This is a genomic window from Streptomyces sp. CNH189, from assembly GCF_000527195.1.
In genome coordinates this window covers 95,779-110,137 of record NZ_AZUS01000001.1, presented here as the reverse complement: position 1 = coordinate 110,137, position 14,359 = coordinate 95,779, and the positions used below count along the sequence as shown (strand labels likewise).

Here is a 14,359-nt window from a genome sequence, read left to right as displayed (position 1 = left end):
GTACAGCCGCTGAGGGCGCCCGGGGAGACCCCGGGCGCCCTCAGCGCGTCAGCGTTTGTGGGCCAGGGACAGCGTGCGGTGGGCCGCCGCCACCACCGCGGCGTCCACGAAGGTGCCGTCCGGGAGCGCCTGGGCCCCCCGCGTGGCCGCCGCTGCCTTGAGCACCGTCTCCGCCTGCTCGATCTCGCGCGCCGTCGGCAGATAGGCGCGCTCGATGACCGGGAGCTGGCGTGGGTGGATCGCGGCGCGGCCGAGGAACCCCAGGGCGCGGCCCCGCACGCAGGACGCCTCCAGGCCCTCCAGGTCGCGGATGTCCGGATGCACGGACTGCGTGGGCGGGGCCAGCCCGGCCGCGCGGGCCGCGACCACCACCCGGGCCCGGCACCAGTCCAGGCCGGAGTCCTCGCGCACCCCGAGGTCGGCCCGCAGGTCCGCCTCCCCGAGGGCGATGCCGCGCAGGGCCGGATGGGCGATCGCCACGGCGTGGGCGTGCTCGATGCCCAGCGCGGTCTCCAGCAGGGCGTACAGCGGCGGGGACCCGCCCCGCGCGGAGACGGTCCGGCGCGCCACGCGCACCACGTCGGCCGGCGAGGACACCTTGGGCAGCCGCAGCCCCGACAGGCCGGGGGCCGGCGCGACGGCCGCCAGGTCGGCCGGTCCCCAGGGGCCGGTGAGGGCGTTGACGCGCACGTGCACCGGCACCGGCTGCGGGTCGCGCAGCAGCTCGGCGGTGGCGCCGCGGGCGTAGGCCTTGCGGTCGGGCGCGACCGCGTCCTCCAGGTCGATCACCACCACGTCGGCCCCGGAGCGGAGCGCCTTCGCCACCACCGCCGGACGGTCGCCCGGGGCGTACAGCCAGGTCAGCGGGAAGCCCGTCACAGGGCGCCCTCCGCGCGCAGTTCCGCGAGCTCGGCCGGGGTGAGACCCAGCTCGGTGAGGACCTCCTCGGTGTCCGCGCCGTGCGGGCGGCCCGCCCAGCGGATCGCGCCCGGGGTGCCGGAGAGCCGGAAGAGCACGTTCTGCATGCGCAGCGGGCCCAGTTCCGGGTCGTCGACCGTGGTGATCGTGCCCAGCGCCTGGTACTGCGGGTCCGCCATCACGTCCCGCACGTCCTGGACGGGGGCGACGGCCGCCTCCGCCTTCTCGAAGGCGGCCAGGACGTCGGCGCGGGTGTGCCGGGCGATCCAGCCGCCCACCGCCTCGTCCAGGACGTCCGCGTGCCGGGCGCGGCCCTCGCCGGTGGCGAACCAGGGCGCGTCGATCAGCTCCGGGCGGCCCACCAGCACCATCACCCGCTCGGCGATCGACTGGGCCGAGGTGGAGACGGCGACCCAGGTGCCGTCGGCGGTGAGGTACGTGCCGCGCGGGGCGTTGTTCTGCGAGCGGTTGCCGGTGCGGGGCTGGACGTGACCGAGCTGGTCGTACCAGGTGGGGTGGGGGCCGAGGGTGCTGAGGACCGGCTCGATCAGGGCCATGTCCACGACCTGACCCTCGCCGGTGCGGTCGCGCCCCGCGAGGGCGGTCATGACCGCGTAGGCGGTGGTGAGCCCCGCGATCGAGTCGGCCAGACCGAACGGCGGCAGCGTGGGCGGGGCGTCCGGTTCGCCGGTGAGCGCGGCGAAGCCGCTCATCGCCTCGGCGAGGGTGCCGAAGCCCGGCCGGTGCGCGTACGGGCCGAACTGGCCGAAGCCGGTGACCCGGGCCAGGACCAGCCTCGGGTTGGCGGCGGACAGCTCGGGCCAGCCCAGGTCCCACTTCTCCAGGGTGCCGGGACGGAAGTTCTCGACGACCACGTCGGCGGTGCGCACCAGGCGCAGCAGGGTGTCCCGGCCGCCCGACGTGGACAGGTCGAGGGTGATGGCGCGCTTGTTGCGGCCGAGCACCTTCCACCACAGGCCGATGCCGTCCTTCGACGGCCCGTGGCCCCGAGAGGGGTCCGGTCTCCTCGGGTGCTCGACCTTGACGACCTCGGCGCCGAAGTCGCCGAGCAGGGTCGCCGCGAGGGGGCCGGCGAAGAGGGTGGCGAGGTCCAGGACGCGCAGACCGGTGAGCGGGGGAGCGGCGGGGGCGGCGGCGGCCGGTTCGGCGGGTGTCATGGGCGGGACGCCTCCAGGTGGGTCAGACGGGCCAGGGTGTCGAAGCCGGTGCCGTCGAAGTCGCCGACGGAGGTGGCCAGGCGGTTCTTCAGCGGGGCCGTCCAGCGTTCGGGGAGTGAGCGGGGCGAGCCGGCCAGCAGTCCGGCGACGCTGCCGGCGGTGGCGCCGACCGAGTCGGTGTCCCAGCCGCCGGACACCGCGCGGCAGACCGAGGCGGTGAAGTCCCCGTCGGCGTGGGTGAGGGCGGCGGCGAGCAGCGCGGTGTTGGGGACGGCGTGCACCCAGTGGTGGGTGGCGCCGTGCGCCGCGTGCAGCAGGTCGACGACGGTGTCGAAGCCGGTGTGCTCCCGGGCCAGCCGTACGGCGTCGCGGACGGCCAGGGCGAGCCGGGAGCGGGGCGGGACGACGGTGAGGCCGGCGCGCAGACAGGCGTGCACGTCGTGCTCACCCGTGGCCGCGGTGGCGATGACGGCGGCGGTGAACATCGCCGCGTAGACGCCGTTGGCGGTGTGGGTGAGGACGGCGTCGCGGTGCGCCTGCGCGGCGGCGGCGCCCGGGTCGCCGGGGTTGGTCCAGCCGTGGACGTCGGCGCGGATCAGGGCGCCGATCCACTCGCGGAACGGGTTGCGGTGGCGGGCGGTGAGCGGGGGTTCGAGGCCGTCGAGGAGGTTGCGGTAGGCGATGCGCTCGGCGGTGAAGGTGCGGCCGGCGGGCAGCTCGTCGAGCCAGACGCGGGCCACGTCGGCGGTGCTGAAGCGGCGGCCGTGGCGGCGCAGCACGAGGAGGGCGAGGAGCGGGTAGTTGAGGTCGTCGTCCTCGGGCATGCCGTCGATGTTCTCGGCGAGCGAGGTGGCCGCGGAGCGGCGGTTCCAGGGGTGCGCGGCCAGCAGCTCCGCGGGGACTCCCCGCGCGGTGAACCAGTCGTTCAGCGGCCAGTTGCCGGTGGCGCGGGCGAGGGCGCGGATGGCGGCGAGGGGGAGCTTCTCGACCGGCTTGCCCAGCAGGCAGCCGGCCGCCCTGCCGAGCCAGGCGGCCTCCAGCCGGGCCTCGAACGCGGGCCCGTCCCAGCCCGGCGGGGCGGCGGGGGAGGCGGGCCAGTGCGGGCACAGCGCCCTGATGGCGGGGAGGTCGGTCGGTTCGTCGTCCGCCAGGGTGCTGGGCAGGTCGGCCAGTTCGTCCAGCAGGTCACCGGCCAGCAGCCGCAGACAACGGGAGGCCGGCCGGGGGGAGGCGCCGGCGGCGGACGGGGCCGGCGGGCCGCCCGCCGCGAGCCAGCGGGCGGCGACCGCCGACGGCTCACGGCCGTCCAGGGCGGCCTGGCGCAGTTCGTGGCCGACGAGGTCCTCGGGCTGGACCCAGGTCAGTCGGAGCATCCGGCCCCTCCCAGCTGTGCGAACGCCCGCTCGTGGGCGCGGCGGCGCTCCACGTCCCGGGCGAAGACCTCGCGGGCCACCCCGGTCAGCGTGGCGGCCGGCTCCCACAGGTCGAGGCGGCTGGCCTCCGCCACCGTCTTGGCCCACTCCTCGGGGACGGACGAGCCGAGCGCGCCGGTCACCGCCCCGGCCATCGTGGCGATGGAGTCGCAGTCGCGGCCGTAGTTCACCGCGCCCAGCACCGCGTGCCGGGCGTCGCCGCGCGCCACCAGCACCATGCCGAGGGCGACCGGCAGCTCCTCGATCGCGTGCAGCCGGGAGGGGCGCCGGGCGCCCAGCGAGGGGGAGCGGTAGTCGGGGCCCACGGTGTCGTAGGGGGCGACCGCCTCGCGCAGCGGACCGAGCGCCGACTCGAAGTCGGTGTAACGCGCCGCCTCCGAGCAGACCCGCTCGATCGCCTCGCGGGTGCCGTCCTTGGCCAGGGACAGGCACGCGGCGACGACCGACTCCGGGGTCGCCCCCGGCGTGCAGGCCGCCGCCACGGCCGCCGCGAACACCCCGGCCGCCTCCCTGCCGTACGACGACTGGTGGGCGCCCGCGACGTCCAGGGCCTCGGCGTACGCGGCGGCCGGGTGGGCCGCGTTGACCAGCCCGACCGGGGCCATGTACATCGCCGCGCCGCAGTTGACGATGTTGCCCACCCCCGCCTCGCGCGGGTCCACGTGGCTGTAGTGCAGGCGGGCCACCAGCCACTTCTCGGCGAGGAAGATCCGGTGCAGCGGGATCGTCTCCGCCTCCAGCTCCGGGATCCAGCGCGGGTTCGTCATCAGGTCCGGCACCAGGTGGTCGGCGACCGCGTAGGCGTCCAGGTGGTCGCGGACCCGCGCGTACACCCGGACCAGCGCGTGGGTCATCAGGGTGTCGTCGGTGACGTGGCCGTCACCCTTGTGGTACGGCGCGACGGGGCGGGCGGTGCGCCAGGCGTCGCCGTTCCACGGGCCGACCACGCCGTGCACCCGGCCGCCGTGGCGCTCGGTGATCTGCTCGGGGGAGTACCCCTCGACCGGGCCGCCGAGGGCGTCGCCGACGGCCGCCCCGACCAGGGCCCCGGTGATCCGTTCCGCCAGGGAAGGCGTGCTTGCCTGCTCTTCGGTGGATTCGCGTGTCATGCCGGAATCATCCTCTCGGTGCGGCCGGCCGGGCGGCTTCCAGGAGCCCGGCGAGTTCGACCAGGTCCGTCCCCGTCAGCCGGGGCAGCACACAGCCGGAGAGGGTGCGGCAGCTCTCCCGCCACGACCGGGGGATCGCGGCGCTCCCGCCCAGCGCCCCGGTGAGGGCGCCGGCCAGCGCCGGGGCGGAGTCCGCCACCCGGGACAGGCAGGCCGCCGCGGGGACGGCCTCCGCGATCCGGCCGCGGGCGGCGGTGGTCAGGGCGAGGGCGACGGGGACGGTCTCGGCGGCGGCGACGCCGTAGCTGTAGACGTGGTCGACGATCTGGTGCTCCAGCGACGGCACCAGGGCGAAGGCGCTGTCGGCGTCCGCCGCGAGGGCCAGCGCGTGCCGGGCGTTGCGGCCGATCTCGGTGTCCTCGGGCAGTTCGGCACAGGCGGCGTCCGCGCAGGCGCGCGGGTCCGCCCCGGCCAGCGCGAGCGACACGGCGGCGGCCATGGCGCGCGCGCCGTGCACGCCGTCGCCGTCCTGGGTGTAGCGGGCGTCGAACTCGGCGAGGTCGGCGGCGGCCCGCGGGTCGCCCGCGTGCGCCACGGCCAGCACGCAGGCCCGGACGCAGGCGGCGTCGTCGAAGTAGTGCGGGTTGTCGTGCCCGGTGGCGGGCGGGCGCAGACCGGTGGCGAGGTTGCCGAGGCCGGCCCGCACGGAGATGCGGGCGCGCAGGGGCAGGACGGCGGACTCGGTCTCCGGGGCCCGCTCGGTGGCGGCGGCGACCTCGGCCGCGACCGCGTTCCAGGTCAGGTCGATGGCGGCACGGGTGCGGCGCTCCCGGCTGAGGTCGCCGAGCACCATGTCGTCGCCCGCGCGCAGCACCGCCTCGGCGGCGAACGCGGCCCACTCGGCGTCGTCGGAGGGGCCGAGGCGCAGGGGCTCGGGGGGCTGGTTGAGGGCGATGGGGACGGGGAGCGTGGTGGTGGCGTTCTGCTCGGCGAAGGTGTCCAGCTCGCGGGTGAGGCGCCGGGTCCACTCGGGCATGCGGGCGGCGCGGTGGCGGGCGGCGGGCCAGCCGGCGGCGTCCCCGGCGGCGAGTCCGAGGAGCAGGCCCTCGACGGCCGAGCGGGCCGGACGGGGGGCGGGTCCGGCGGGTGGGCGCGGCGCCGGGGCCGCGTCGTCCCGCGCGGTGCCCGGGGGCGGCATGTCGCTGGGGGCCGGCGTGTCGTCGGTGGTCGGTGCGGGGGTGGTGGAGGTCATGTGGGGGTCTCCGGGGTCAGGAGGTCCGCGATGTCGAGGACGTGGTGGCCGGCCATGGCGGGCAGGCAGCTGCCGCGGGCCGGGGTGATGGCCGCGGCCCAGCGCTCCGGGACGGCGGCGACCCCCTGGGTCGCCCCCGCCAGCGCGCCCGCGACCGCCGCCGTCGTGTCGGCGTCGCGGCCCATGTTCACGGCGGTCAGCACCGCCTGTTCGAAGTCGCCGTCGGCCGCCGCGTACGCGCCGAAGGCGAGGGCCACCGCCTCGGGCGCCAGGTCGGTCCAGGGGTAGCCGCCGATCACCACCGCGGCGCGGACCGCGCGTTCGCCGTGGTGGGCGGCGGTCACCGCGCGGCGCAGCGAGCGGGCGGTCCAGGAGTCGTCCGGGACCACCGCCAGCGCCGAGGCCACGACGGTGACCACCGGTGCCCCGGCCATGGCCGCCGCGACGCCCGCCGCGACCGCCTGCCCGCCGTAGATGCCCTCGCCGTCGTGGCTGACCGAACCGTCGATCGCCGCGAGCCGGGCCGCCTCGTCCGGCCGTCCGGCCGCGTGCACGCCGTACGGCGCCGCCCGCATCGCCAGCCCGTCGCTCCAGGCATGCCGGTGCTGGGCGGAGATGGGCGCGGCGAGCCCCCGGCGCAGGTTCTCCAGGGTGCCCCGCTCGCTGAAGCCGGCGCCCCGGAAGGGGCCCTCGGCGCGGTCGGCGATCCACTCGTGCCAGGCCGCCTCGACGTGCGCGGGGGTGAGCGCGGAGCCGTGCCGGGCCACCAGCAGTCCGGAGAAGATGGCGTACTCGGTGTCGTCCGTGCCCGCCGGGGGGTCGGTCACGTATCCCGTGACGCGGCCCCACTTCGCGCGGATCTCGGAGGGCTTCATGTTCTCGGCGGGCGCGCCCAAGGCGTCGCCGACGGCCAGGCCGAGCAGCGCGCCGCGTGCCCGTTCCCGGAGCCCGGGGGCGTCCCCGGGCGCGGGCACCGAGGGGATGCGGGCGGTCGATGCCATACGCGGCTCTCCTCTCAGGCGCGCCCCGCGGGGCGCGGGCCCTTTGCGGAACTGTCCCCGGTGCCGTGTTCGCCGCAGCCTCGTCCGCCCGAGCGTCACCCGGACGACATCGGCGGGGACATCCACGCACCGCTGCGAGAACCGCAAAACCGCTGGTTAGCGCAGCCTTTCCTTGCTGGCAGGAGGTTCGGTCGAGGCGTAGACTGGGGTCCGTCGAAAAGTGGAATGAGTCCAAAGAAGCGTCCGGGCGAGGGCGCCCGAGAGTGTCCTGGGGGACCGGCATGGCCATCATCGAGACCGAGGCGACGCTGCACGAGGCGCACCGCGACAACCACACCCACCGCGACGTGAACGGCGGCTGGCTGCGCCCGGCGGTGTTCGGCGCCATGGACGGGCTGGTCTCCAACCTCGCCCTGATGACAGGCGTGGCCGGCGGCGCGGTCGGCCAGCAGACGGTTGTTATCAGCGGCCTCGCGGGACTGGCCGCCGGTGCCTTCTCCATGGCGGCCGGCGAGTACACCTCCGTCGCCTCCCAGCGCGAGCTGGTCGAGGCCGAGCTGGCCGTCGAGCGGCGCGAGCTGCGCAAGCACCCGGCGGACGAGGAGGCCGAGCTCGCCGCGCTCTACGAGGCCCGCGGGGTCGAGCCGGAGTTGGCCCGCGAGGTCGCCCGGCAGCTCTCCCGCGACCCCGAGCAGGCGCTGGAGATACACGCCCGTGAGGAGCTGGGCATCGACCCCGGTGACCTGCCCTCGCCCACCGTGGCCGCCGTGTCCAGCTTCGGCTCCTTCGCCCTGGGCGCGTTGCTGCCGGTCCTGCCCTTCCTGATCGGCGCGAGCAGCCTGTGGCCGGCCGTGCTGGTCGCGCTGCTCGGACTGTTCCTGTGCGGTGCCGTGGTCGCCAAGGTCACGGCGCGGTCCTGGTGGTACAGCGGACTGCGGCAGCTGGCCCTCGGCGGTGCGGCGGCCGGTGTGACGTACGCCCTGGGCTCGCTGTTCGGAACGGCCGTAGGATAAGACCCCTTGCGTTTATGCGGGGCGCCGCATAAATAATCATTACTTGCTGGTTTCGCACGTGTGACCAGTGGGCATGAGCCGTACGCGCTGAAGGCAATGAGGCCTGCGGCGCGCCCAGCGGGCGAGGCGACGAAGCCTCCCCCCGCCGTCGGACCGGCGGACACCGATCTGCCCGCCGCGGTCCCCCACAGCCTCTCGTCGACAGGCGCGGAACCCCGCCGCGACCCACTCGATGTCCGCATGATGGAACGGAAGTCCCGGTTCCCGAGAATCGTTCCATCATGTAACCTGCACGAAATTTAGCCACGCAGAGGGCCAACGTCGTCCCTCGGCACGCACATGCCACATGACGACGACGGGAGAGCCGATGCGTACGCCGCGCCAGCCGTCCCAGCATTCCTCGAACGACCGCACGAGCTGGTCGTTCATGGATGCTCGCCCTGCTGCGCAGGGTATGTACGACCCCCGCAACGAGCACGACGCCTGCGGCGTCGGCTTCGTCGCCACCCTCACCGGCGAGGCGTCCCACACCCTGGTCGACCAGGCCCTCACGGTCCTGCGCAACCTGGAGCACCGCGGTGCCACCGGCTCCGAGCCGGACTCCGGCGACGGAGCGGGCATCCTCTCCCAGATCCCGGACGCCTTCTTCCGCGAGGTGGCCGGATTCGACCTGCCCGAGGCGGGCGGATACGCCGCCGGTATCGCCTTCCTGCCCGGGGTGGGCACGGACGCCGCCGTCGCCCGCATCGAGGAGATCGCCGCCGCCGAAGGGCTCACCGTGCTCGGCTGGCGCGAGGTGCCGGTCGCGCCCCAGCTGCTGGGCGCCACCGCCCGCTCCACCATGCCGGTCTTCCGGCAGCTCTTCGTCTCCGACGGCACCAGCCGGGACATCGCCCTGGACCGCAAGGCGTTCCTGCTGCGCAAGCGCGCCGAGCGCGAGGTGGGCGTCTACTTCCCGTCGCTGTCCGCGCGGACCATCGTCTACAAGGGCATGCTGACCACCGGCCAGCTCGAGCCCTTCTTCCCGGACCTGTCCGACCGCCGCTTCGCCTCCGCGATCGCGCTGGTGCACTCCCGGTTCTCCACGAACACCTTCCCGTCGTGGCCGCTGGCGCACCCGTACCGCTTCGTCGCGCACAACGGTGAGATCAACACCGTCAAGGGCAACCGCAACTGGATGCGCGCCCGCGAGTCCCAGCTGATGTCCGACCTGTTCGGCACGGCGAAGGACCTGGAGCGCACCTTCCCGGTCTGCACCCCGGACGCCTCGGACTCCGCCTCGTTCGACGAGGTGCTCGAACTGCTGCACCTGGGCGGCCGCTCGCTCCCGCACTCCGTGCTGATGATGATCCCGGAGGCGTGGGAGAACCACGACTCCATGGACCCAGCCCGGCGCGCCTTCTACCAGTACCACTCCACGACGATGGAGCCCTGGGACGGCCCGGCCTGCGTCACCTTCACCGACGGCACCCAGGTCGGCGCCGTACTCGACCGCAACGGCCTGCGCCCCGGCCGCTACTGGGTCACCGACGAGGGCCTGGTCGTCCTCGGCTCCGAGGTCGGCGTGCTCGACATCGACCCGGCCAAGGTGGTCCGCAAGGGCCGGCTGCAGCCCGGCCGGATGTTCCTCGTGGACACCGCCGAGCACCGCATCGTCGAGGACGACGAGATCAAGGCCGCCCTCGCCGCCGAGCACCCCTACGCCGAGTGGCTCGAGGCCGGCGAGATCGAGCTGAGCGACCTGCCCGAGCGCGAGCACATCGTGCACACCCACGCCTCGGTCACCCGCCGGCAGCAGACCTTCGGGTACACCGAGGAGGAACTGCGCGTCATCCTCGCCCCGATGGCCAAGGCCGGCGCCGAGCCCATCGGCTCCATGGGCACCGACTCGCCGATCGCCGCGCTCAGCGAGCGCCCGCGGCTGCTGTTCGACTACTTCACCCAGCTGTTCGCGCAGGTCACCAACCCGCCGCTGGACGCCATCCGCGAGGAACTGGTCACCTCGCTGCGCTCCTCCCTCGGCCCGCAGGGCAACCTGCTGGAGCCGACGGCCGCGGCGTGTCGCAGCGTCACCCTCCCCTTCCCGGTGATCGACAACGACGAGCTGGCCAAGCTCATCCACATCAACGCCGACGGCGACATGCCCGGCTTCAAGGCCGCGACCCTCTCCGGCCTCTACCGGGTGGCCGGCGGCGGCGAGGCCCTCGCCGCCCGCATCGAGGACATCTGCGCCGAGGCCGACGCCGCCATCGAGAACGGCGCCCGCCTGATCGTCCTGTCCGACCGGCACTCCGACGCCGAGCACGCGCCGATCCCGTCGCTGCTGCTCACCGCGGCCGTCCACCACCACCTCATCCGCACCAAGCAGCGCACCCAGGTGGGCCTGCTGGTCGAGGCCGGCGACGTCCGCGAGGTCCACCACGTGGCCCTGCTCATCGGCTACGGCGCCGCCGCGGTCAACCCGTACCTGGCGATGGAGTCGGTCGAGGACCTGGTCCGCGCCGGCACCTTCCTGCCGGGCGTCGAGCCCGAGAAGGCCATCCGCAACCTCATCTACGCCCTCGGCAAGGGCGTGCTGAAGGTGATGTCCAAGATGGGCATCTCCACGGTCGCCTCCTACCGCGGCGCCCAGGTCTTCGAGGCCGTCGGTCTCGAGGAGGGCTTCGTGGAGAAGTACTTCAACGGCACCACCAGCAAGATCGGCGGCGTCGGCATCGACGTGATCGCCAAGGAGGTCGCCGCCCGCCACGCCAAGGCGTACCCCGCCTCCGGCATCGCCCCGGCGCACCGCGCCCTGGACATCGGCGGCGAGTACCAGTGGCGCCGCGAGGGCGAGCCGCACCTGTTCGACCCGGAGACGGTCTTCCGCCTCCAGCACTCCACGCGCTCCGGCCGCTACGAGATCTTCAAGAAGTACACGGAGCGGGTGAACGAGCAGTCCGAGCGGCTGATGACGCTGCGCGGCCTGTTCGGCTTCAAGCCGGGCCGCGGTCCGATCCCCGTCGAGGAGGTCGAGCCGGTCTCCGAGATCGTCAAGCGCTTCTCCACCGGCGCCATGTCGTACGGCTCCATCTCCCAGGAGGCGCACGAGACCCTCGCCATCGCCATGAACCAGCTGGGCGGCAAGTCCAACACCGGCGAGGGCGGCGAGGACCCGGAGCGCCTGTACGACCCGGCCCGCCGGTCGTCCATCAAGCAGGTCGCCTCCGGCCGCTTCGGCGTGACCTCCGAGTACCTGGTCAACTCCGACGACATCCAGATCAAGATGGCCCAGGGTGCCAAGCCCGGCGAGGGCGGCCAGCTGCCCGGCCACAAGGTCTACCCGTGGGTGGCGAAGACCCGGCACTCGACGCCCGGCGTGGGGCTCATCTCCCCGCCGCCGCACCACGACATCTACTCCATCGAGGACCTCGCCCAGCTGATCCACGACCTGAAGAACGCCAACCCCCAGGCGCGCGTTCACGTCAAGCTGGTCTCCGAGGTCGGCGTCGGCACCGTCGCCGCGGGTGTCTCCAAGGCCCACGCGGACGTCGTGCTGATCTCCGGCCACGACGGCGGCACCGGCGCCTCGCCGCTGACCTCGCTGAAGCACGCGGGCGGCCCCTGGGAGCTCGGCCTCGCCGAGACCCAGCAGACCCTGCTGCTGAACGGCCTGCGCGACCGCATCGTCGTGCAGACCGACGGCCAGCTGAAGACCGGCCGTGACGTGGTGATCGCCGCGCTGCTCGGCGCCGAGGAGTTCGGCTTCGCCACCGCCCCGCTGGTGGTCTCCGGCTGCGTCATGATGCGCGTCTGCCACCTGGACACCTGCCCGGTCGGCATCGCCACCCAGAACCCGGTGCTGCGCGAACGCTTCACGGGCAAGGCCGAGTACGTGGTGAACTTCTTCCGGTTCATCGCGCAGGAGGTCCGCGAGCTGCTGGCCGAGCTGGGCTTCCGCTCCATCGAGGAGGCCGTCGGCCGCGCCGAGGTCCTCGACGTGACCCGCGCGGTCGACCACTGGAAGGCGCAGGGCCTGGAGCTCGAGCCGCTGTTCCACGTGCCCGAGCTGCCCGAGGGCGCCGTCCGCCACCGGGTCGTCGCCCAGGACCACGGCCTGGAGAAGGCCCTCGACAACGAGCTGATCAAACTCGCCGCCGACGCGCTCTCCGCCACCGGCGCCGAGGACGCCCAGCCGGTGCGCGCCCAGGTCGCCATCCGCAACATCAACCGCACGGTCGGCACCATGCTCGGCCACGAGGTGACCAAGAAGTTCGGTGGCGCGGGCCTGCCCGACGACACCATCGACATCACCTTCACCGGCTCCGCCGGCCAGTCGTTCGGCGCCTTCGTCCCGCGCGGTGTCACGCTGCGCCTGGAGGGCGACGCCAACGACTACGTCGGCAAGGGCCTGTCCGGCGGCCGGATCGTCGTGCGGCCCGACCGGGCGGCCGACCACCTCGCCGAGTACAGCGTCATCGCGGGCAACACCCTCGCCTACGGCGCCACCGGCGGCGAGATGTTCCTGCGCGGCAAGACCGGCGAGCGGTTCTGCGTCCGCAACTCCGGCGCGCTGGTCGTCTCCGAGGGCGTGGGCGACCACGGCTGCGAGTACATGACGGGCGGCCACGCGGTCGTCCTCGGCGAGACCGGGCGCAACTTCGCGGCCGGCATGTCCGGCGGCGTCGCCTACGTCATCGACCTCGACCGGGACAACGTCAACGCCGGCAACGCCGACGCCGTCGAGGCGCTGGACGACGCCGACAGGCAGTGGCTGCACGACGTGGTCCGCCGTCACCAGGAGGAGACGGGCTCCACCGTCGCCGAGAAGCTGCTCGCCGACTGGGACACCGCAGTGGAGCGCTTCAGCAAGATCATCCCCAGCACGTACAAGGCAGTGCTCGCCGCCAAGGACGCCGCCGAGCGAGCCGGTCTGTCCGAGACCGAGATCACCGAGAAGATGATGGAGGCGGCGATCAATGGCTGACCCGAAGGGCTTTCTGAACCACGGCCGCGAGGTCGCCAGGTCCCGTCCGGTCGAGGAGCGGAAGAAGGACTGGAACGAGGTCTACGTCCCCGGCTCCCTGCTGCCGATCATCAGCAAGCAGGCCAGCCGCTGCATGGACTGCGGCATCCCCTTCTGTCACAACGGCTGTCCGCTCGGGAACCTCATCCCCGAGTGGAACGACTACGCCTACCGCGAGGACTGGGGCGCGGCGAGCGACCGGCTGCACGCCACGAACAACTTCCCGGAGTTCACCGGGCGGCTGTGCCCCGCGCCGTGCGAGTCGGCGTGCGTGCTCGGCATCAACCAGCCGCCGGTCACCATCAAGAACGTCGAGGTCTCGATCATCGACAAGGCGTGGGAGACCGGTGACGTCGCCCCGCAGATCCCCGAGCGACTGTCCGGCAAGACCGTCGCGGTCGTCGGCTCGGGCCCCGCGGGCCTGGCCGCCGCCCAGCAGCTGACCCGGGCCGGCCACACCGTCGCCGTCTACGAGCGGGCCGACCGCATCGGCGGCCTCCTGCGGTACGGCATCCCCGAGTTCAAGATGGAGAAGCGGCACATCAACCGCCGCATCGAGCAGATGCGCGCGGAGGGCACCAAGTTCCGCACCGGCATCGAGATCGGCCGCGACATGCCGGCGACCGCGCTGCGCAAGCGGTACGACGCCGTCGTCCTCGCGGTCGGCGCGACCACCGCGCGCGACCTGCCGGTGCCGGGCCGCGAGCTCAACGGCATCCACCAGGCCATGGAGTACCTGCCGCTGGCCAACAAGGTGCAGGAGGGCGACTACGTCTCCCCGCCGATCACCGCCGAGGGCAAGCACGTCGTCGTGATCGGCGGCGGCGACACCGGCGCCGACTGCGTGGGCACCGCCCACCGCCAGGGCGCCGCCTCGGTCACCCAGCTGGAGATCATGCCCCGCCCGAACGACGACCGGGACCCGGTCGCCCAGCCCTGGCCGACCTTCCCCATGCTGTACAAGGTCACCAGCGCCCACGAGGAGGGCGGTGAGCGGGTCTACTCCGTCTCCACCACCCACTTCGAGGGCGACGAGGACGGCAACGTCCAGTGGCTGCACCTGACCGAGGTGGAGTTCGTCGACGGCAAGCTGACCCAGAAGCCGGGCACCGAGCGCAAGATCCCCGCGCAGCTGGTCACCCTGGCCATGGGCTTCACCGGCACCGACCGGGACAACGGCCTGGTCGAGCAGTTCGGCCTGGAACTGGACGCGCGCGGCAACATCGCCCGCGACGGCGACTTCCGGACCAACGTGCCGGGTGTGTTCGTCGCCGGTGACGCCGGCCGCGGTCAGTCGCTCATCGTGTGGGCGATCGCCGAGGGCCGCTCGGCCGCCCAGGGCTGCGACCGCTTCCTCACCGGGGCCAGCGCGCTGCCCGCCCCGATCCGCCCGACGGACCGCGCCCTGGCGGTCTGACCCACTCCGAGACGTCCCGCACAAAGGCGTGCG

At 73.9% G+C, this 14,359-nt stretch carries 9 protein-coding genes; 3 read left to right on the top strand and 6 right to left on the bottom strand.

Annotated elements, in window-relative coordinates; translation table 11 throughout:
* Nucleotides 1-48: 48 nt before the first annotated feature.
* From B100_RS0100470 to B100_RS0100445, 6 genes are read right to left on the bottom strand one after another with little or no spacing between them, the layout of a single operon-like run.
* Nucleotides 49-879: an HpcH/HpaI aldolase/citrate lyase family protein gene (locus B100_RS0100470; RefSeq protein ID WP_024882508.1), complete on the bottom strand. Its 831-nt coding sequence runs from the start codon at nucleotides 877-879 to the stop codon at nucleotides 49-51.
* Complete coding sequence (locus tag B100_RS0100465; protein ID WP_024882507.1) at nucleotides 876-2,096, bottom strand: CoA transferase; 1,221 nt, start codon at nucleotides 2,094-2,096, stop codon at nucleotides 876-878. Before B100_RS0100465 ends, B100_RS0100470 begins: the two co-directional genes overlap by 4 nt.
* Nucleotides 2,093-3,469: an ADP-ribosylglycohydrolase family protein gene (locus tag B100_RS0100460; protein ID WP_024882506.1), complete on the bottom strand. Its 1,377-nt coding sequence runs from the start codon at nucleotides 3,467-3,469 to the stop codon at nucleotides 2,093-2,095. Before B100_RS0100460 ends, B100_RS0100465 begins: the two co-directional genes overlap by 4 nt.
* Nucleotides 3,457-4,638: an ADP-ribosylglycohydrolase family protein gene (locus B100_RS0100455; protein ID WP_024882505.1), complete on the bottom strand. Its 1,182-nt coding sequence runs from the start codon at nucleotides 4,636-4,638 to the stop codon at nucleotides 3,457-3,459. The genes B100_RS0100460 and B100_RS0100455 overlap by 13 nt, the downstream gene beginning before the upstream one ends.
* A gap of 7 nt (nucleotides 4,639-4,645) precedes the next feature.
* Nucleotides 4,646-5,890, bottom strand: coding sequence for an ADP-ribosylglycohydrolase family protein (locus tag B100_RS0100450; RefSeq protein ID WP_024882504.1), 1,245 nt, complete (start codon nucleotides 5,888-5,890; stop codon nucleotides 4,646-4,648).
* Nucleotides 5,887-6,891, bottom strand: coding sequence for an ADP-ribosylglycohydrolase family protein (locus tag B100_RS0100445; protein WP_024882503.1), 1,005 nt, complete (start codon nucleotides 6,889-6,891; stop codon nucleotides 5,887-5,889). The genes B100_RS0100450 and B100_RS0100445 overlap by 4 nt, the downstream gene beginning before the upstream one ends.
* Before the next feature lie 281 nt (nucleotides 6,892-7,172).
* Here B100_RS0100445 and B100_RS0100440 point away from each other — a divergent pair, with 281 nt between their 5' ends.
* The 3 genes from B100_RS0100440 (at nucleotide 7,173) to B100_RS0100430 (ending at nucleotide 14,326) form a co-directional block, all read left to right on the top strand.
* A complete protein-coding gene (locus B100_RS0100440) occupies nucleotides 7,173-7,904 on the top strand; it encodes a VIT1/CCC1 transporter family protein (protein WP_024882502.1) in 732 nt (243 codons plus the stop codon).
* 367 nt (nucleotides 7,905-8,271) lie between these two features.
* Nucleotides 8,272-12,870: a glutamate synthase large subunit gene (gltB, locus tag B100_RS0100435; RefSeq protein ID WP_078540646.1), complete on the top strand. Its 4,599-nt coding sequence runs from the start codon at nucleotides 8,272-8,274 to the stop codon at nucleotides 12,868-12,870.
* The gene (locus B100_RS0100430; protein WP_024882500.1) at nucleotides 12,863-14,326 is read left to right on the top strand and encodes a glutamate synthase subunit beta; all 1,464 of its coding nucleotides are present in this window, start codon (nucleotides 12,863-12,865) and stop codon (nucleotides 14,324-14,326) included. The genes gltB and B100_RS0100430 overlap by 8 nt, the downstream gene beginning before the upstream one ends.
* Nucleotides 14,327-14,359 lie beyond the last annotated feature (33 nt).

What these genes read in the sequence shown, in the direction of transcription:
- B100_RS0100430 (WP_024882500.1), top strand. Translation starts at nt 12,863, where the DNA reads ATGGCTGACCCGAAGGGCTTTCTGAACCACGGCCGCGAGGTCGCCAGG.
- gltB (WP_078540646.1), top strand. Translation starts at nt 8,272, where the DNA reads ATGCGTACGCCGCGCCAGCCGTCCCAGCATTCCTCGAACGACCGCACG.
- B100_RS0100445 (WP_024882503.1), bottom strand. Translation starts at nt 6,891, where the DNA reads ATGGCATCGACCGCCCGCATCCCCTCGGTGCCCGCGCCCGGGGACGCC.
- B100_RS0100450 (WP_024882504.1), bottom strand. Translation starts at nt 5,890, where the DNA reads ATGACCTCCACCACCCCCGCACCGACCACCGACGACACGCCGGCCCCC.
- B100_RS0100440 (WP_024882502.1), top strand. Translation starts at nt 7,173, where the DNA reads ATGGCCATCATCGAGACCGAGGCGACGCTGCACGAGGCGCACCGCGAC.
- B100_RS0100455 (WP_024882505.1), bottom strand. Translation starts at nt 4,638, where the DNA reads ATGACACGCGAATCCACCGAAGAGCAGGCAAGCACGCCTTCCCTGGCG.
- B100_RS0100460 (WP_024882506.1), bottom strand. Translation starts at nt 3,469, where the DNA reads ATGCTCCGACTGACCTGGGTCCAGCCCGAGGACCTCGTCGGCCACGAA.
- B100_RS0100465 (WP_024882507.1), bottom strand. Translation starts at nt 2,096, where the DNA reads ATGACACCCGCCGAACCGGCCGCCGCCGCCCCCGCCGCTCCCCCGCTC.